This window comes from Sphingobium sp. KKT206, from assembly GCF_055640555.1.
The window spans coordinates 2,294,379-2,313,872 of the sequence record NZ_CM145764.1 but is presented as its reverse complement, the minus strand read 5'-3'; the positions used below and the strand labels follow the sequence as shown (position 1 = coordinate 2,313,872).

Below are 19,494 nucleotides of genomic sequence, written 5' to 3'. Positions count from 1 at the left end.
GATGACCGGCACCACCCTCACCGACCGCGCGCTCCTCAGAATTTCGGGCGAGGAGGCCAAGCCCTTCCTGCAAGGGCTGCTGACTCGCGACGTGCTGACGCTCAAGCCGGGGGAGGCGCGCTGGACCGGGCTGCTGACGCCGCAGGGCAAGGCGCTGTTCGACTTCCTGCTATGGAGAGACGGCGAGGATGTGCTGATCGACTGTGAGGCGGCGCAAGCCGATGCGCTGGCGAAGCGCCTCACCCTCTATCGCCTGCGCCGCAAGGTCGTGATCGCGCGGGACGATGCGTTGGCGGTGCATTGGGCGCCCGACGCGCAGGACAAGCCGCTTGACCCGCGTCTGCCGGCGCTTGGCCATCGCTGGATCGCGCCAGCGGGGGAGGGGGATGCCTCTGCTGCCTTCCGCGCGCATCGGCTGGCGATCGGCGTGTTCGAAGGGGTGGGCGAGTTGGGGCAGGATCAGACGCTCTGGCTCGAAACCAATGCCGGGGAGTTGCATGGCGTCGATTATGACAAGGGCTGCTATGTCGGGCAGGAAAATACCGCGCGGATGCATTATCGCGCCAAGGTGAACCGGCGGCTGGTCGCTGTGCCGCTGGCGCAGGCCGAGGAGAAGCGCCAGCGCGCCGCCTTGCCCGACCTCGGCCTGTCGATCGAATTGCGGCGGGTGGAGGATCTGGACCCCGCGCTACTGCCGGACTGGCTGGCGCAAGCCATAGCGGCGCAGGTGGCGGAATGACCTGCCGACGCATGGGGCGGATGCTCCTTCTCGCCCTACTCGCCCTCATCGCCACGCCAGCCCTGGCCGACACGCCCTGGACGCTGGTCAAAACCTACCCGCATGACGAGACGGCTTTCACCCAGGGTCTCTTCTTCCACGACGGCGCGCTCTATGAAAGCACGGGGCTGGAAGGCCGGTCGGACATTCGCAAAGTGGCGCTGCGCACGGGCAAGATACTGGCCCGCCGCACGATCGAGCGGCCCTATTTCGGGGAGGGCATGGTCAATTGGAACGACCGGATCGTCAGCCTGACCTGGCGGCACCGGCGCGGCTTCGTCTGGCAGCTCGATGATTTCGCGCCGATCGCCGACTTTCGCTATGAGGGCGAAGGCTGGGGCCTGACCCAGGATGGCAAGAGCCTGATCATGAGCGATGGCACCGCGCAACTTCGTTTCCTCGATCCTGACACGCTGACCGAACAGCGCCGCATCACCGTGAGCTGGAACGGCCGGGCGGTCGATCGACTGAACGAACTGGAATATGTGCGCGGCGAAATCTGGGCCAATATCTGGTATGATACGAAGATTGCCCGGATCGACCCCCGCAATGGCGCCGTGATCGACTGGGTCGACATCGCCGCGTTGCGCAAGGCGGCGGGGGTGACGGACAGCGAAGCGGTGGCCAATGGCATCGCCTGGGACAGTAAAAGGGATCGCCTGTTCGTGACCGGCAAGAACTGGCCCAAGCTGTTCGAGATAAAGGTTGCCCGCGCGGCCGAATAGACCAGCCACGCGGTTGACAGGAAGCGGCCGAATCGCTAGTGGCGACCGATCCCGACACGCAGGTGACCGGCAGTGCTTTGCGCACTGACCGTCTTTTTTGCGTCTCGGAGGATAGTATGGATCGCGCTTTTCCGCCAGGAAAACCGGCCTTTGACGCTTTGAGATGGGGTGACGCCAATCGCCCCGTGGAGCAGGAGATTTAAGTACCATGGCACGTATTGCGGGTGTTAACATCCCGACCAACAAGCGCGTAATCATCGCGCTCACCTACATTCACGGCATTGGTCGCAAGACCGCCGTTGATATCGCCACCAAGCTCGGCATCGACCAGAGCCGTCGTATTCAGGATCTTTCGGACGCCGAAGTGCTCCAGATCCGTGAAACCATCGACGCCGACCTGACGGTCGAGGGCGATCTGCGTCGCAACACCGCGATGAACATCAAGCGCCTGATGGATCTGGCCTGCTATCGCGGCCTGCGTCATCGTAAGGGGCTGCCGGTTCGTGGCCAGCGCACGCACACCAATGCGCGCACCCGCAAGGGCAAGGCAAAGGCGATTGCCGGTAAGAAGAAGTAATCGTTGAGGGTCGCAGGCCTTTTGGCCTGACCCTCCGGCGACTTCTCCTTTTAAACGATTTCAGTAGGATAGAGCAAAATGGCACGCGAACCCCAGCGCATTAAGCGCCGTGAGCGCAAGAATATCTCGGCCGGCGTCGCGCACGTCAACGCCAGCTTCAACAACACCATGGTGACCATCACCGACGCCCAGGGCAATGCGATTTCCTGGTCCTCGGCCGGCATGATGGGGTTCAAGGGCAGCCGCAAGTCGACCCCGTACGCCGCCCAGGTGTGCGCCGAAGACGCGGGCCGCAAGGCCGCCGAACATGGCGTCCGTACCCTGGAAGTCGAAGTCAAGGGCCCCGGTTCGGGTCGTGAATCGGCTCTGCGCGCGCTGCAGGCCGTCGGCTTCCACATCACTTCGATTCGCGACGTGACGCCGATCCCGCACAATGGCGTGCGTCCGTCCAAGCGCCGCCGCGTCTAACCACGGCTGAGCGATATGGCGGGCGGCGGACGCGCCGCCCGTTACCCGTCTGCATCGGCCGCAACGTCCTGTCGGGTCCAGGATCATAAGCGTTTCGGCCACATCCCCAGGGGAATTACATGACTGTCAACATGAAGAACTGGCAGGAATTGAAGAAGCCCAACGCGCTGGAAATCAAGCCAACCAGCGACGGCAAGCGTAAGGCGACCTTTGTCGCCGAGCCACTAGAGCGCGGTTTCGGCCTGACGCTTGGCAACGCGCTACGCCGGGTTCTTCTTTCCTCGCTCCAGGGCGCGGCGGTCACCTCGATCAAGATCGAGAACGTCCTGCACGAATTTTCGTCGCTCGCTGGCGTGCGTGAGGACGTGACCGATATCGTCCTCAACATCAAGCAGGTTGCGCTGCGGATGGAAGGCGACGGGCCAAAGCGCCTGCAGCTTTCCGCCACCGGCCCGGCCGTGGTCAAGGCAGGCGACATCAGCGTCGTCGGCGATATCGAGGTGATGAACCCCGATCTGGTCATCTGCCATCTCGACCAGGGTGCGACGCTCAACATGGAACTGACGGCTGACATCGGCAAGGGCTATGTCCCCGCCGTTGCCAACCGCCCGGCCGACGCGCCGATCGGCCTCATCCCGATCGACGCGCTCTACTCGCCGGTCCGTCAGGTCGCCTACAAGGTGGATAACACCCGCGTCGGCCAGGAACTGGACTATGACAAGCTGTCGCTGACCGTCGAAACCGACGGCACCGTCACGCCGGAAGATGCTGTGGCCTTCGCCGCCCGTATCCTGCAGGACCAGCTCCAGCTGTTCGTCCACTTCGAAGACGCACTGCCGACCGCAGCGCCGTCGCAGGGCGGACATGCCGTCGCATCGACGTCGGACAGCGAAGGCGACACCAACCAGATCAACCGCTATCTTCTCAAGAAGGTGGACGAACTGGAACTGTCGGTCCGCTCGGCCAACTGCCTCAAGAACGACAACATTATCTATATCGGCGATCTGGTCCAGAAGACCGAAGCCGAGATGCTGCGCACCCCCAATTTCGGCCGCAAGTCGCTGAACGAAATCAAGGAAGTGCTGTCGTCCATGGGCCTGCGCCTTGGCATGGACATCCCCGGCTGGCCGCCTGAGAATATCGAGGAAATGGCCAAGAAGCTCGAACAAGAGCTGCTGGGCTGATCCTCTCGCTCCTTTCCGTATTCGTGCGGGAAGGGGCGATGACCGGGCAGGCGAATTTCGCTCCTGTGACGGTGTGAACTTTGCCGCTTTTTTGGGCAAGGGTTGTCGGCGGTGGCCCTTATCACCGCCAGGTCTGGGGTACCTCAAACGGCCCCTTAACGAACGAAGGAAGAGATTATGCGTCATAAAATGGGTCAGCGTAAGCTGCAACGCGCTACCGGCCATCGTAACGCGCTGCTGCGCAACCTCGCCGCCTCGCTCATCAAGCATGAGCAGATCATGACCGGCACGGTCAAGGCGAAGGCGCTGCGTCCCTATGTCGAAAAGCTGATCACGCTGGCGAAGAAGGGTGGCCTGTCCAACCGTCGTCTCGCCCATGCGCGGCTGCAGGACGACACGCAGCTGATCAAGCTGTTCGAGACGCTGGCCGAACGCTATAAGGATCGCAACGGCGGCTATACCCGCGTGATCAAGGCTGGCTTCCGCGCGTCGGACGCTGCGCCGATGGCGATCATCGAATTGGTCGATCGCGACGTCAGCGCCAAGGGTCAGGATTCCGGCCCGCTGCAGAATGAAGACGAGGATGAGCTGGAAGCAGCCTGATCCGTCAGTTGCGACTGTCGGCATGACCTGACAGTCGGACCATATTGCTTTACCAACAGGCCGTGGCTCTCAAGAGAGCTGCGGCCTGTTGGCGTTAAAGAAGACTGTGAGAGGATGCGCGCGTGTTTCGCCTGACCCTGCTGCCGCTGCTGCTGGCGGCGACGCCTGCGCTGGCCGGGCCGAACGCGGCTATCATCGATGCGGGCGCGCAGGATGGCAGCCTGCGCTACCCCGCGGCACGACGGCTCGATCTGGTCGAGGATCATTTCGGCGTGAAGGTCGCCGACCCCTATCGCTGGCTCGAAAACGACCTGCGCGCCGATCCGGCCGTGCGCGACTGGGTGGCTCAGGAAAACGCCCTGACCCGCCGCTATATCGACGGGCTACCGGGCCGCGATGCGCTCAAGGCGCGGATGCAGGCTTTGTTGTCGCACGGCCGCTACACCGTGCCGCGCAAGGCAGGAGGCCGCTATTTTTACGGCTATAATAAGGGTCTACAAAACCAGACCCCGCTTTATGTGCGCGACGGGCTGGCGGGTGCGCAACGCTTGCTGCTCGATCCCAATGATTGGGCCAAGGACGGCGCGAGCGCGCTCGCCGAATGGGCACCGTCCCCCGATGGCCGCTACCTCGCTTATGCGATGCAGGAGGCGGGGAGCGACTGGCGCACCCTGCGCGTGCTGGACGTGGACAGCGGCCGAACGCTGGACGAACGGGTCGAATGGGTGAAATTCTCGCAGATCGCCTGGGACGGGCGGGGCGAGGGATTCTTCTATTCCCGCTATGCCCCCCCAGCGGACGGCGAGACGTTTCGCTCCGCCAATGAGGGGCAGCAGCTTTTCTACCATCGGATCGGCACGGAACAGGCGCAGGACCAACTTGTCTACGAAACGCCCGACCGGCCCAAGCTCAGCCATCAGGCGCAGGTGACGAGCGATGGCGGCTGGCTGGTCATCAACAGTTTCGAAGGCATCGACAGCCGGCGTGAAGTCCATGTCGCCGTGCTGGACGGAGGCCCGGTCAAGCCGCGCCTGCTGGTCAAGGGACCAACGCATGACTGGCGGCTGGTCGGCAGCCGGGGAACGACGCTCTACTTCATCACCAACAAATCCGCCGCCCGATCGCGGCTGGTGACTCTGGACGCCGCGCGGCCGCGCCGGGGAGCGAGGGAAGTGGTGGCGGAGCGGGCCGAGACGCTGGCGGGCGGGTCGCTCGTCGGCAACCGGCTGGTCCTGGCTTATGTCAGCGAGGCGGAGACGATTGCCGAACTGGTCGAGTTGGACGGGCGCAAGGTGGCGGATGTCCCCCTGCCGGGCATGGGCACGGCGGCGGGCTTTGGCGGGCGTGACGGCGATCCGGAGACATTCTTCAGCTTCTCCGGCTTCGTAACGCCGTCCAGCATCTATCGGTTCGACACCGCAACCATGGAAAGCAGCGTGTTCGCGCAGCCCGACCTGCCCTTCAACCCCGATGATTTCGGCATCGAGCAGCGGCTCTACCCGTCCAAGGACGGCACGCCGATCCCGATCACCATCATCCGCAAAAAGGTGCTGGCGGACCGAGCGATTGCCGCGCCGACCATCCTCTATGGTTATGGCGGTTTCAACATCAGCCTGACGCCCGGCTATTCGGCGACGCGGCTTGCCTGGCTGGAGCAGGGCGGGGTCTATGCCATCGCCAATCTGCGCGGTGGCGGCGAGTTCGGCAAGGCGTGGCATGAGGCCGGGCGCGGGGCGAACAAGCAGAATGTGTTCGACGATTTCATTGCGGCGGGCGAATGGCTCAAGAGCAATGGCTATACGCCCAAGGATGGCCTGGCGATCGAGGGGCGCTCCAATGGCGGGTTGCTGGTGGGCGCCGTGGTCAACCAGCGGCCCGACCTTTTCGCCGCTGCCCTACCTGCCGTGGGGGTCATGGACATGCTGCGTTTCGACCGTTTTACCGCCGGGCGCTATTGGGTCGATGATTATGGCTCGCCGGGCCGGGCCAAGGATTTTCCGTTGCTCTACAGCTACTCGCCCTACCACAATATATTGGGCGGCAAGGACTATCCCGCCATCCTGGTGACCACGGCCGACACCGACGACCGGGTCGTGCCTGCGCACAGCTTCAAATATGCGGCGGCCCTCCAGGCGGCAGCGGTCGGGGATCGGCCCCGGCTATTGCGGGTGGAAAATCGTGCGGGCCATGGCGCGGGCAAACCGATCGACAAGCTGATCGACGAATATGCCGACAGCTATGCCTTCCTGGCGCATTTCACCGGACTGACGATCCAGCGAACGCCCGAATGACGCGCCCTCAATAATCCTTCGAATAGCGCAGGTTGGCTGACGACCCGGCGTTGGTGCCAGTCTTGGACAGCAGGCTGAGCGTCTTCGACAGGGCGATTTCCAACTGGGTCGCCGTGAAGCCGCGCGAGTCGGTGATGATCTCCACATAAATATCGTTGGAGATGCGCTGGCCGACTGCGAGCGATGTCCCGCGCCCGGTCTGCTCGTCGCCGCCGACGATGCCGATCCGGTCGATGCCGGTCGCGCCCTGCAGCTTGCCCATCGGATTGAGTCCCCCGCTGCCGCCGCGCAGGCCGTTCAGCGCCGCTGCCAACTGGATCGCCTGCGTCGCCGACAGGTTGGCGACATTATCGCCGAACAGGATGCGGGAGAGGATTTCATCCTGCGGCAGGCTGGGCGTCGAGATGAAGGCGATGTCGGGCTGCTGCGCGCTGCCGGTGACTTGCAGCCCCGCCGTGACCGTATCGATCCGCGTCTCCGCCTTGATCGCCAGCGTGGGGTTCATCATCGGCCCGTTGAAAGTGATGATGCCCTGCTCCAGGTCGAATTGCTTGCCGGAGAAGCTGTAGCGGCCCCGCAGCACTTCCAGCTTGCCGACGACGCGCGGATTGGCGGTGGTGCCGGTGACGCGCATGTCCGTCTTCCATTCGGAATCCAACCCCATGCCGGTCACATAAATTTCATTGTCGGCCCGCACGCGGATGTCGAGCTTCCAGTCGGCGGGCTGCGCCGCGGTCTTGCGCGCGGCCATACGCTGGTCGAGTATGTCGGTGCCTTCGCCCTTGCGACGGACGCCCTGGAGCTGACGAATTTCCGTGCCACCCTGCCAGGCCACCTTGTAACGGGTTTCGGGCAGACTGAGATCACCCTTGATTAGGCCGCCATTGGCCGCGCTGTTGGTGATGGCCAGTGATCCGCTCACCACGCTGGTAATCGCTTCGCTGCGCGCCAAGCGTGCGCGGTCGAGCCTGACCGCGATGTTCATCGGAAATCCGCTATCCGCCGCCAGCCCTACCGTGCCGGACGCCTGCACCGTTCCGTCGCCAGCGCGCCCTGAAAAGTCGCGGATGTCGAGCCGGTCGTTGGTGAAGCGCCCGTCGAGCTTCATCTGCGTGACGCGAGTGCCGAACGTCTCATTCTCATAGGTCAGCGCATTGGCGCGGGCGATGCCGTTGACGCGCGGGGCCGTCAGCCGCCCGCTAAAGTCCGCAGCAACGGCGAGGCCGCCGGTCAGCTGCTGGTCGGCCAGGCCTGCGAAGGAGAAGAGGACATCGGCCGGGCCGGAATAGCGGATGCCACCACCGAGCGGGGCTGACTGGAGCTGTTCGCTCCAGCTTGCGCCGGGGCCGGGCGGGGCGAGCGTCGCGACGAAGCGGCCGAGCGTCGCGCTGCCGCGCCGGATCAGCCCGCGCATGTCGCCGCCTGCGGCGGACAGTTTGCCCTCCATCGTCATCGAAACGGGATCGGATACGGCCGACAGGCTCGACCGGCGGAAATCGGCGATGGCAAGGCGCGTGGTCGCGGTCGGGAAGGCATTGCCCTCCTGCACATAGTCGAGCGCGCCCGTCATGCGACCGCCAATGCCCATGCCGGGGGCAGCCATGTTGACGATGGCGAGATCGAAATCCTTGAAGCGCGCCTGCACTGCCGTCGTGCCGCCGAAGCGCCCGGCCAGATCGACCTTGCCCTGCGGCAGGACCAGTGTCGCTGGGTCAAGGCGATAGCCGCTCGGCTCGGTGCGGATGATCGCGGGCTGGGCTAGGCGGAACGGGATGTTGCCCGCCTTGCCCTGCAACGCCACGGCGTAGAGATTGGGGCGTAGCGCGGCGTTGGCGGCGATCGAGAAGGGCACGCCGCTGGAGCCGTCCGCAACTAGCTGGGCCTTGCCGCGCCCGCCCTGATAATCGAGCTTCGCCCGCGCCTTGCGCACGATATAGTCGCCATAGGCGGCGTTGGCGATCTGGGCGTCGGCGATGATGCGCGGTTGGTCGGTCAGTACCATGGAGGCGGTGACGATCGCGCGGCCGATCAATATCTCCGCATCGCCCGGCAATTTGGCGTTGCTGGCGGTCGCATTGACGTTCACGCCCTGCGCCTTGCCAACCGCGGCGAGCCGGATCGCGCCGGTGATGCCGGAGCCGTTCATCGCCAGCTGGCCGGTAAAGGGGCCGGCAGCGCTCTGCTGGATGCGGCCGTTCATGTCCACACCGGCGAAACGCGCGCGGGTGACGTCGATCGTGAGCGGCCCCGTGGCGGTGCGGATCAGCACATTGGCAAAGAATGGCCCATAGGGCGACCCACCGGTGGCTTCCAGCCGATAGCCCGCCGCTTCGCCATTCAGTTTCGCAACGACGTCGGACAATTGCACGCCGACATTGGGCCGCGCTGCGCGCAGCACGGCTTGCGGCCGCTCCATTGTCCCGCGCACGGTCAGCGCAAGCGGGCCATATTGGCGCGAGGAAGCAGTCGCGTCGAAGGCGATCGCGCCATCCGTATCATAGCTGCCCGACCCCGATTGAATCGTGAAATTGGGCGCCGCGCCCTTGAGGCCTGCGAGCGTGAACTTGCCCTCCGGTGTCATGCCGATGCGGCCGCTGGCCACGGCATTGCCGCCCAGGAAATCGCGGACGGAGGCGTTCTCCCAGCGCGCGGTGCGCACGCCGAAGCGGCCGGACAGGCCAAAGCCGCCCTTGGGACCGGGGACCAGTTCGACATCGGTATTGAGATTGACGATGCCGACGCCATCGATCTTATAATCGTTGACCCTGCCTTTAAGCGCCCCGCGATAGAGGGCGTTGTCGAGATCGGCGAGGATGATCGCGGTGGCATCGATCCGGTCGCTGTCGATCTTGAGATTGTCGCTGATCAGCTTGCCGCCCGCATAGGCGAAGTCGCCCCTGACGCGCAGATTGTTCATCAGACCGCCTGCCGCAGCATTCAGGCCGGTCACGCGGCTCGCCGTGGCGTTCACGGGAATGCGGATGCGGTCGGTGTCGATCACCGCGCGGCCAGAGGCCTTCAGATTTTCGATACCGGTTGCGTCGAATGCCAGATTTCTGGCGGTGATGTCATAGTCGATGAACGGCGTCGCCATTGGCCCATCGAGAATGATCGACGCGCGCACATCGCGGCCCCGCACCTTCTCCATGATCGCGCCGGGCGTGAGCAGCGCGGCGTTGATCCGCAGCGCGCTGAAACGGCTGGCGGCCAGGTCGATGACGCCTTGTGCATCGGCGGACAGCGCAGGCGAACGCAATGTGCCTTTGAGGTTCACGCGCCGTTCGTTGAGACCCGCGAACAGATCGACATCCAGTTGCGGTGCGGTCAGGCGATCGACGGTGCCCGCCATCACCAGGCCCGGACGCACCGGACCTTTGGCGGTGAAATTGCCATCGCGCGCGGCGATGGCGACGTTGGCAAGCTCGCCCTTGGGGCTGGTGGCGACGATGCGCCCGTCCCACGCCTGCCAGGTGCCCTTGCCATCCAGGGTTGCGGTCATGCCGTCCGTCAGGCCCGACATGGCGGCGATGACGCCGCCCTTGGGCGCGGCCAACGTGCCGCTCATGGCCAGGCGGTTCTGCGACGGCACGGCGTCCAGCTTCGCCTGCAACCGATCGCCGCTATCGACGATGGCATCGGCGGACAGGATCGCGCGGCCATCGGCAATATGCGTGACGCCATCGATGGCGATCTCGCGCTTCTGGCCGATGACGGGCCGGGCGAGGATGAACTTGCCGATCTTCATCCGATCGACGTCGATATCGAGGTCGGGCAGGATCGGCGCGTTGGGATCGGTTGGCGTGACGTTGAACTGCGGACTGCGCGCCAGCACAACCAACGGCGTTTCGAGCAGGCTGACAGAGATATGGTTGTTGATGTAGCGGAATGGCTTCCACACCACATGCACGCGCGGGCTGACCGCGAACACACCCTTGGGATCGCGCAGGATCAGGTCGTGGATGACCATGTCGCTATAAATGGACCCATCGATCCGCCCGACCTCGATCGCCATCCCCGATTCCATCTGGAACGCGGCGATCTGCTGGATCAGGAATTTCTTGCCCGGCTGGGTGTTGAGGCCAAGCAGCAACACGCCCGTCAGCACGACGATCGCGACGATAAAGCCGACAACGCCGATCGCGATCTTCTGCCATAAGGGGCGACCCTGGCGCACCGTGTCGATCCGGTCGGGGGTGAGGGTGTCGTCCTGCGTCATCAGAAAGCCTGCCCGATCCCGATATAGACGGCGAATTTGGATTCGCCCGGTTGCCGGTTGATCGGCATGGCGATGTCGGCGCGGAAGGGACCGAAATTGGTATAGAAGCGACCGCCCAGACCCACGCCGTAGCGCATGTTGGAAAATTCCGGGATCTGGCTTTCATACACCTGCCCCGCATCGACAAAGGCGACCACGCCATAATTGCCGAAACGATAGCGGCCCTCGACCGCAAATTCATTGACGGATCGGCCGCCGATCGGATCGGCGTTCACGTCCTTCGGTCCCAATTCCTGGAACCCGAAGCCGCGCACCGATCCACCGCCACCGGCATATATGCGCCGCGATGGCGCGACATCATCGCGGGCCACGCCGTTGATGGTGCCAAGGCGCGTGCGCGCGGCGATGACCAGGCTGTCCGATACCGGGAAATAGCCGCTCAAGTCGAACGTGCTGCGCACATAGGGCGAAACATTGCCCTGCAGCGAGGCTTCGGGTGACACGCGCAGATTGGCGCGGAAGCCCCTTGTGGGGTTGAGCAGGTCGTTGGAACGGTCATAGCCGACCTGCACCGGCAGCGCGCCAATGAAATAGGTCAGGCGGTTATTCTCACCCGTGGCAGCGTCGATCGTCGTCTGTTCGTTCGACAGCAGGATTTCCGCGCCATAGCTATAGGTCCAGCGCTTCTGGAAGATCGGCGTCGACTGGCGCGCCCAAGTGATGTTGAGGCCAGCGGTAAAGGCCTCATAGGCGTCATATTTCTGATGGTTGAGTAGCGCGCCTGCCTGAAACGTGCGGTCCCGCTTGCCCGCGTTCGAGCGGCGGAATGTGCCTGCCACGCCCTGTTCCTGCGTGCCCGCAACCACGCTGGCGATCAGCGCGCCTTCGGCCGGAAAGAGATTACGGTGGGTCCAGGTGCCTTCCGCGCGAAAGCCCTGGCCGGTGCCATAGCCTGCTTCGCCGGCCAGCGTGCGCGGCGGACCCGCCTCCTGTTCGACATGCAGATCGACATATTCGGTGCCATCGGGTCCGGCTTCGCCGGTGCGCACCGGATCGACGCCGACGCTGGCGAACAGGCCCGTCGCCACCAGTGCCTTGCGCAGGTCATCGACCTTGCGGCTGTCATAAAGTTGGCCGGGTTTGTAGCGGCGGATGACTTCCATATGGTCGGCACCAAAGGCCTGCTTGTCGCCGCTCGTGGTAATCTTGCGGAATGTGCCGCGCGGGCCGGTGTCGACGGGCAGGGTATAGTCGCCCGTTATGGTCGCCGGATCGAGCAGGATGTCGCGTTCGCCAACCTTGGCAAAGGCATAGCCATTTTCCGGCAGCTTCAGCGCGACATTCGCCTCCGCACCCTCGATCGTGGTGGCGACGATATAGTCGCCGGTCTTGAGCGGCAGGCTGTCCCGCACCAGTCCGGCCGGTACGGTCGGCTCGGCGGTGATGACGATATCGCCGAGCTTGTAGCGTTTGCCAGGTGTCACCGAAACGACCGCCTTGAGCGTACCGTCGCCGGTCTGATCGAGGCTGGCCAGCGCGGTCGCGTCATAATAGCCTTCGGAATAGAGCAGCCGCACGGCGAGTTTCTCATCCTCCTGCGCCCGCGCCTGCACCATGGCTGCGGTTTCCGCCTTGCCATCGCCATCGATCAGGGTCGATGCATCCTTGAACGCATCCTCCAGCCCAGTCTTGCCGAACCCTTCGATGCTGCTCGCATAGCGGATGTCGGGCTGCTTGGCATTGGGATCATCGTCGGACGCGGCATTGGCGGGCACGGTCACGCTGTCGAGCGGGGCCAAGGGCTGGGCGAGTTCGACCTCCTGCGCGGGCTCGGTCGCAGGCGGCAACTGCGTTGGCGCGTCGGCCTGTTGCGGCATCTGCTGGTCGATCCAGCTGTCGATGGATGGAAGAGGGGCTGCTGGGTCGGTATTTTCGACCTGCGGCAGGCGCGCTTCAAACTGATCGTCGGGCAGGATCGGTTCTTCGCTCGCTGTCGCGTCATAGGGGAGCGCAGGCACAGGGTCATTGGTCGTCTGCGCCATGAGAGGCAGGGGCGACGCGGTGACGAGGATAAGGCCCAACATGCGCCGGACATGATGTGCCTGCCGTCTGATCATGAAAATGCGATGCCCCTTCATCGCCAGCCCTATGATTGGCCGACGAACTTTCAATACGCTCAAGGGGTTGCGCCGGTTCCGATCAGGCGACGATTAGCCGCGACGGGGGCGCTTCCCACCGGCCCAAGGCCCGTCTAGAGCAAGCGCATGACATTTGCGCTCAATATTTCGCGATCCCTGATGGGCCAGCCCTGGCGTTGGCGCGGAGAAGGGGCGGACGCGCGCGACCCCGGCTATCTGCCCGACGATCTGGTCACGCAATTGCTGATGGCGCGCGGTTGCCCGCGCGAGGCGCTGGAGGCGCATCGTAACCCGACAATCCGCGCCTTCATGCCCGATCCCAGCCTGTTCCGCGACATGGACGCGGCGGCCGAGCGGCTGGCCGATGCGGTGCAGCGCGGCGAGGATGTGCGCATCTTCGGCGATTATGATGTGGACGGCGCGACCAGCGCGGCGCTGCTGATCCGATTGCTGCGCGATCTGGGGCTGGAGGCCAAACCCTATATCCCCGATCGGCTGATGGAGGGCTATGGCCCGTCCGGTGAGGCGCTGGTGCGCCTGGCGGGCGAGGGGGCGACCCTGATCGTTACTGTCGATTGCGGCGCACAGGCGTTCGAGGCGCTGGCGATGGCGAAGGCAGCCGGGGTCGATGTCGTGGTGGTCGATCATCATAAATGCAGCGCGGCGTTGCCCGAAGCCCTGGCGCTAGTGAACCCCAATCGGTTGGACGAGGGGGAGGAAGCGGCGACGCATGGCCATCTCGCCGCTGTCGGTGTCGCATTCCTACTGGGCGCGGCGCTGGTGCGGCTGTTGCGCGGGCGCGGCTGGTTCGCGACGCGGGCGGAACCGGCACTGATGGAATTGCTCGATATCGTCGCGCTCGGCACGGTGGCGGATGTGGCGCAACTGCGCGGCCTCAACCGGGCCTTCGTGGCGCAGGGGCTGAAGGTAATGGCCAAGCGGCGCAATATCGGCCTCGCCGCGCTGATCGACGCCAGTCGCCTGACCCGCGCGCCGCTGTGCCATGATCTGGGCTTTGCGCTGGGGCCGCGCATCAATGCGGGCGGGCGCGTGGGGCAGGCGGATCTTGGCGTGCGGTTGCTTACGACGCTGGACCCGGCCGAGGCGGCGCGGATCGCAGGGCAGCTCGACCATTATAATGAGGAACGCCGCGCGATCGAATCGACGGTGCAGGAACAGGCCGAAGCGCTGCTCGACGCGCAGGGCAATCGCGCCGTCGCGGTGATTGCCGGGCTGGGCTGGCATCCGGGCGTCATCGGCATCGTCGCGGGACGGATCAAGGAAAAGGCTGGGCGACCCGCCATCGTCATCGCGCTGGACGAGGATGGCGTGGGCAAGGGATCGGGCCGGTCGATCTCCGGCGTGGATCTGGGCGCGGCGGTGATGGCGGCCAAGGATAGCGGTCTGCTGGTCGCGGGCGGCGGCCATGCCATGGCGGCCGGGCTGACCGTCGCGGCAGACAAGGTCGATGCGCTTGCCGATTTTCTGGACGACCGACTGGCAAGCGCTGTGGCGCGCGCGCGCGACGACTGGGCGCTGCTGATCGACGCGGTGCTGGCCCCGGCTGGCGTGAACCCGGAATTCGTCGCTGCGATCGAGCAGGGTGGACCCTATGGCGCAGGCTGGCCCGCCCCCCGGATCGCCGCTGGCCCGATGCGCGTGGTCAAGGCCGATGTGGTCGGCAACGGCCACCTGCGCGCAATCATGGCGGGCGCGGACGGCCGGTCGATCAAGACCATCGCCTTTCGCCAGGCCGAAAGCGACATGGGCCAGGCGATATTGGGCGCGCCCTACGACCGGCGGCTGTGGGTCGCTGGACGGGCGAAGATCGACGATTGGGGCAGCCGTCCCGCCGCCGAACTCCATCTGGACGACGCCGCCTGGGCCGACTGAGTGGCAGGCGCGTTTTTGCCCGCAAAAGGGGTTGACCGCCGCGCCGTCTCCTCCTAATGCCCCCCTCACTTCGCAGCGGCGCTTCGCCGGTGGTTGTATGTGGTCCCATCGTCTAACGGTTAGGACACTGCCCTTTCACGGCAGCGATACGGGTTCGAATCCCGTTGGGATCACCAGTTTCTCTACAGCGAAGATGCCGGAAAGCGCCTGAATGGCATTTCCCTCAATGTCATTTACGCAAAACGTTCCATACCAAAGCGCTCGTCGTCGTCATATGACTACAGGGCGCTGATGATGGGTGCCGATATGACCGGTTTCCTGGCTTCTGATCCGGCCGGAACATCCAAGGCATGCAGGGTTGTTCCCTCCCCTAACTCAGGCGAAACAACGCGCTGGCATGCGGCGCAAGGCGCGTGACTACATGGCCCGTGACCGGGCCGATATCGCGTCGCTTCCACAGATCGCGCGCCGCTGCAGAACCGTCGACACCGACATTCGCCAGCGGCACCGAAACGTCCCGCGTCTTGGTCCCAAGGTTGAACAGCGCAAGATAGCGCGCCTTCCCGTCCTCGGACACCGCCGACCAGACCCGCAATCCGTCTTCCAAAAAGTGCGGGCGGTTGTCCTGGCTCGCCTGGTTGACCGCCAGCACTTCGGGGTTGGTCAGCAGCGCCAGCGTGGCCCCATCAAGGTGGCGCAGGTCGCCGCCCATTATCAACGGCGATCGGGTGATCGACCATAAAATCATCAATGTCTGCTGTTCGTCGGGCGTGAACCGCGACACCCGCTCGCCCAAGGCGATGCGGCCGAGCGGCAGCATGTCCGCATCGGGCCAAGCGCCGGGACCACGAAACGGGATCCAATTCTCCAGCCGCGTGAACTGCGCTTCCAATTGCGCCCATTCGTCCCAGAAATCATCGGAAATGCGCCACATCTGCGCGTGGCGGCGGACATGGTCGCCGCGCAGCACCGGTGTCTCGCCAGGGGACAGGCTCAGGATCATCGGCCGCCCGCAGCGGGTAATGGCTGTCGCCGCTGCTTCTATTTCCGGTGCACGGGCGTCGTAGGGACGGCTCATATCGTCCATCTTGATGAAATCGACACCCCATGAAGCGTAGAGTTTGAACAGCCCGTCATAATAGGCCTGCGCGCCGGGCTTCGTCATGTCGACGCCGAACATATCGGGGTTCCACGCACAGATAGATGTGGTGTCGGCAATGTCTTGCGCGCGGACATTCGTACCCAGAATCGGCAAGTTCAGCTTCACCGCATGGCGAGAGATGCCGCGCATGACATGAATGCCAAATTGCAGCCCCATCGCATGGACCTTCGCGGCAATCGGCGCGAAGCCCGCACCACCCTTGGCCGACGGAAAGCGATTGGGCGCGGGCACCAGCCGCCCATGGGCGTCCAGCGCCGGGACCGGGTTGGCATTATAGGTATAGCTGCTCGCTTCCGGCTCATACCACTGAATGTCGATCGTGAAGACGTTATAGCCCGATGGCAGCAAGGCGTCCCGCATGATCGCTGCGGTCTCCAGCGCCTGATCCTCGGTGATGGTGCCGGCAAAACTGTTCCAGCTGTTCCAACCCATGGGCGGGCGCGGGGCCAGTACAGCCCCTTGCGAGCCTGAGTGCGAGGGGGACATCGGCGTCTCCGCGTCGGCCCGTTGTGCAACGCCTGCAAGAGAAGCCGCAGCCGTAGCGAATATAGCGGTTCGACGGGATATATCCATGAGTAGGCCTGTCCTCTGCCAGCAGAAATCAGACCTTATTTGTCAGACAATATCCGGCGGCGCAACTTGGGAGGACAAGGTCTTGGATCAACACCGCAGACCTAGAGCTGAAAATGGACAAGCGCAGCGTCGATAATGGCTTAGTCCCTCCCGGCGACCTTGATCTATTTGCCCAGCATCGATTGCACATAGAGGCGCTGCACCGCGACGAACACGACCACCGTAAGGGGCGCGGCGAGCAGGACGCCGAGGAAGCCGAACAGCAGGCCGGCGGCGAACACGGCGAACAGCAGCACCGCCGGTGGCACGTCGACCGCATGTTTCTGGATCATCGGCTGCAGGAAATTGCCCTGCAATTGCTGGATCACGAGGAAGAGCAACAGGGTCCACAGCGCGGTCATCGGCGACACGGTGAAGGCCAGCAGCACGGCGGGCACGCCCGAAATCACTGGTCCGATCATCGGAATGATGTCGAGCAGGCCAGCGATCACGCCCAGGCCGCCCGCAGCAGGTACGCCCAGCAGCGCAAGCCCTGCCCAGGTGAACGCAGCGACGACCAGCGAGGACACTGCCTGCCCCACCATCCATCCGCGCAGGCCGCCCGACGCATCGTCCAGCGCCAGCGCTACCTTTTCCTCGGCGCTCTTCGGGATGAGCAGCAGCAGACCCCGGCGATAGGTGGCGGGATCGCCCGCCAGGAAGATCGCACCGACCAGGACCAGCACGAAATCGGCAAGGCCGCTGCCCGCCGCCAGCGCATAGCCGCCCGCCTGCGAGACCAGTTGCGACACATCCTTGCCGCCACCCTCGACCAATTGCCGCGCCCTTTCGCCCAGACCATAGCGGTTGAGCAGCCCCTCCACGCTTTGCAGCGCGCGGGGGACGGTTTCACGGATCGTGTCGAATTCCTGCGCCAGTTGCGACCCGAACAGCGCGAAGGCGCCCACGAACAGGGTGATCATGCCGATGACCGACAAAGCGAGCGCCATCGACCGCTTCATGCCGGTGATGCGGCACAGCCAGTTGGCGATCGTGTCGAACACCGCACCGATCACGATCGCCGCGAACACCAGCATCAGGAAGCGGGTCAGTTCGACCATGATCCATGCCAGGCCGATGATACCGACGACCACCAATGCGGCATTGGCAACCCGGCCGGGGCTGTAGGCTGTTGCGGAAGACGCCGGTGCCGGCTGTGATTGCGCCGTGGCGGCGTCGTCATGATCAAGGGTCATGCACGCCTTCTATCGTGCATGATCCATCGTGCAACCTGTTGCTGGCACGAATGCGCCACGGGCTATTTGGCGGTCGGCCCGGCCAACGCCTCGCGCATGATATAATAGAGGCTGTGCTGCTCGATCGTGCCCTTGACCAGATGCGCCATCGGCCCTGAAGCACGGGCGAGGACATCGTCGCCACCATGGGTTTCCGAGCCTAGTGGCACCAGCGCCTGCTGGCGATAATCGAGTGCGGTGGTGTCGGTCTGGAGCGGGTCGGCGCGCGGGGTATCGATCGTCGCGCCCGGCCCATTGGCATAGCCCAATGTCGTATAGCCCTTGCCATCCTTGGCCTTGAGCGCCTGGCCACCATTGGTCACCGCGCCCAGGATCGGGTTGCCCCGGCCGGGATAGCCGCTGATCGCGAACGTGTGGCTATGGTCGGCCGTGACCAGCACCAGCGTATCCGCGCGATCGGTCATGTCCATCGCGACCTTCACAGCTTCGTCCAGCGCGATCGTGTCTTCCAGCGCGCGGCGAGCGTTCCCGGCATGATGGGCATGGTCGATCCGGCCCGCTTCCACCAGCAGCACATAGCCCTTGTCGCGGCTGCCCAACATCGTGATCGCCGAACGGGTCATGTCCGCCAGCGACGGTTCGCCGCCTGTGTCCTTGGCGCGGTCGGCCTCATATTGCATATGGTCCGGCTCGAACAGGCCGAGCAGGCGGGGCGTGCGCGTCAGGTCGACCTTGGCGAAATCCGCGCTATTCCACACATAAGCCCCGCGCGGATTGCGCCGCTGCCAGACTTTGGTCAGATCCTTGCGGTCGGTGCGCTTGCCCATAATGGTGGCATATTCAGGATCGCGCGCGGTGGTCGGCAGGAAATTGGCGCGCCCCCCGCCCAGGATCAGGTCGAGCCGGGCACCCACGTCGCCCTCCACCATCTGTCGCGCAATGTCGATACAGCCCTGCGCGCGGGCGTCGGCCGTCAGGTCGCCATCGGCCTCCCAATCGCGCTGGGCGGTGTGAGCATAGGTGGCAGCGGGCGTCGCATGGGTGATGCGCGCGGTCGAAATCACCCCGGTCGCCATGCCCTGACCTTGCGCAAAGCCGAACAGCGAGGGCAGGCGATGTGCCTTGCTGGCCGCGCAGTCATTTTCCGGCACTTCCGGGCCGACGCCGATGACGCCGTTGCGGGTCTTGACCCCGGTCAGGATCGCCGTGGCGGTCGGCGCGGAATCCGACACCTGCCCGTCATGCGAATAGGTTTTGACCAGCGCTGTGCTGGACAGCCGATCCATGGTCGGCACGAAGGATTCGCCGTCCACACCCTGCCGCTGGCCCTGATGGATGCGCGCTGCCGTCAGCGTGCTGACCCCCATGCCATCGCCGATGAACAGGATGATGTTGCGCGCCTTGCCGACGACCGGCGCGTCTGCCTTGAGCCGTTCCAGCTCGGCCATCGCCTGCGCGCGATAGGCGTCGGTGGTGCTGGCATGTTGCGCCAACGCCGGGCTGGCGGCGATCAGCAAGGCCAGGGCGGACGAACGGGCAAGACGGCGGGCAGCGACCATGAAGATACTCCTTTGCCGCACCCCCTTCCATCCAATCATGACAGAGGTGCTACAGAACGCCTATATTTTCACATCTATCGAAATATCATTGA

13 protein-coding genes and 1 tRNA gene are annotated in these 19,494 nt (G+C 64.5%); 9 read left to right on the top strand and 5 right to left on the bottom strand.

All coding sequences use genetic code 11. The features are described from left to right. Window position 1: 1 nt before the first annotated feature. From ygfZ to ACZ2HM_RS11020, 7 genes are all read left to right on the top strand, one after another. Entirely contained in the window at window positions 2–739 is a 738-nt protein-coding gene (ygfZ, locus tag ACZ2HM_RS11050) for a CAF17-like 4Fe-4S cluster assembly/insertion protein YgfZ (protein ID WP_470426844.1), read from the top strand. Window positions 740–750: 11 nt separating this feature from the next. Next, window positions 751–1,503 carry a glutaminyl-peptide cyclotransferase gene (locus tag ACZ2HM_RS11045; RefSeq protein WP_037479207.1) on the top strand — a complete coding sequence of 251 codons (753 nt, stop codon included), beginning with the start codon at window positions 751–753 and terminating at the stop codon, window positions 1,501–1,503. 208 nt (window positions 1,504–1,711) lie between these two features. Continuing rightward, window positions 1,712–2,080: a 30S ribosomal protein S13 gene (gene rpsM / locus ACZ2HM_RS11040; RefSeq protein WP_037477457.1), complete on the top strand. Its 369-nt coding sequence runs from the start codon at window positions 1,712–1,714 to the stop codon at window positions 2,078–2,080. 78 nt (window positions 2,081–2,158) lie between these two features. After that, window positions 2,159–2,548, top strand: a complete 390-nt coding sequence (gene rpsK, locus ACZ2HM_RS11035) for a 30S ribosomal protein S11 (protein WP_004208752.1) — start codon at window positions 2,159–2,161, stop codon at window positions 2,546–2,548. Window positions 2,549–2,667: 119 nt separating this feature from the next. Then, the gene (locus ACZ2HM_RS11030; protein WP_037477455.1) at window positions 2,668–3,732 is read left to right on the top strand and encodes a DNA-directed RNA polymerase subunit alpha; all 1,065 of its coding nucleotides are present in this window, start codon (window positions 2,668–2,670) and stop codon (window positions 3,730–3,732) included. 177 nt (window positions 3,733–3,909) lie between these two features. Next, on the top strand, window positions 3,910–4,335 hold the full coding sequence (rplQ, locus tag ACZ2HM_RS11025; RefSeq protein ID WP_037477453.1) for a 50S ribosomal protein L17: 426 nt from the start codon (window positions 3,910–3,912) through the stop codon (window positions 4,333–4,335). Between the two features lie 122 nt (window positions 4,336–4,457). Beyond that, on the top strand, window positions 4,458–6,626 hold the full coding sequence (locus ACZ2HM_RS11020; RefSeq protein WP_037477451.1) for a prolyl oligopeptidase family serine peptidase: 2,169 nt from the start codon (window positions 4,458–4,460) through the stop codon (window positions 6,624–6,626). 7 nt (window positions 6,627–6,633) lie between these two features. Here the strand turns inward: ACZ2HM_RS11020 and ACZ2HM_RS11015 are convergent, their stop codons facing one another. Next, on the bottom strand, window positions 6,634–10,842 hold the full coding sequence (locus ACZ2HM_RS11015; protein ID WP_470425230.1) for a translocation/assembly module TamB domain-containing protein: 4,209 nt from the start codon (window positions 10,840–10,842) through the stop codon (window positions 6,634–6,636). Then, complete coding sequence (locus ACZ2HM_RS11010; RefSeq protein WP_037479204.1) at window positions 10,842–12,959, bottom strand: autotransporter assembly complex protein TamA; 2,118 nt, start codon at window positions 12,957–12,959, stop codon at window positions 10,842–10,844. Before ACZ2HM_RS11010 ends, ACZ2HM_RS11015 begins: the two co-directional genes overlap by 1 nt. Before the next feature lie 147 nt (window positions 12,960–13,106). Between ACZ2HM_RS11010 and recJ the strand changes: the two genes are divergently transcribed. Together recJ and ACZ2HM_RS11000 are read left to right on the top strand one after the other, a co-directional pair. Next, on the top strand, window positions 13,107–14,873 hold the full coding sequence (recJ, locus tag ACZ2HM_RS11005) for a single-stranded-DNA-specific exonuclease RecJ (protein WP_037477447.1): 1,767 nt from the start codon (window positions 13,107–13,109) through the stop codon (window positions 14,871–14,873). Between the two features lie 101 nt (window positions 14,874–14,974). Next, a tRNA-Glu gene (locus ACZ2HM_RS11000) sits at window positions 14,975–15,049 on the top strand. A 194-nt stretch (window positions 15,050–15,243) separates the two neighbouring features. Here the strand turns inward: ACZ2HM_RS11000 and ACZ2HM_RS10995 are convergent. From ACZ2HM_RS10995 to ACZ2HM_RS10985, 3 genes are all read right to left on the bottom strand, one after another. Further along, window positions 15,244–16,608, bottom strand: coding sequence for a glycoside hydrolase family 27 protein (locus ACZ2HM_RS10995; RefSeq protein WP_470425229.1), 1,365 nt, complete (start codon window positions 16,606–16,608; stop codon window positions 15,244–15,246). A gap of 164 nt (window positions 16,609–16,772) precedes the next feature. Continuing rightward, window positions 16,773–17,843: an AI-2E family transporter gene (locus tag ACZ2HM_RS10990; protein WP_052027744.1), complete on the bottom strand. Its 1,071-nt coding sequence runs from the start codon at window positions 17,841–17,843 to the stop codon at window positions 16,773–16,775. Window positions 17,844–17,905: 62 nt separating this feature from the next. Beyond that, window positions 17,906–19,402, bottom strand: a complete 1,497-nt coding sequence (locus ACZ2HM_RS10985) for an alkaline phosphatase (RefSeq protein ID WP_037477444.1) — start codon at window positions 19,400–19,402, stop codon at window positions 17,906–17,908. Window positions 19,403–19,494: the final 92 nt, after the last annotated feature.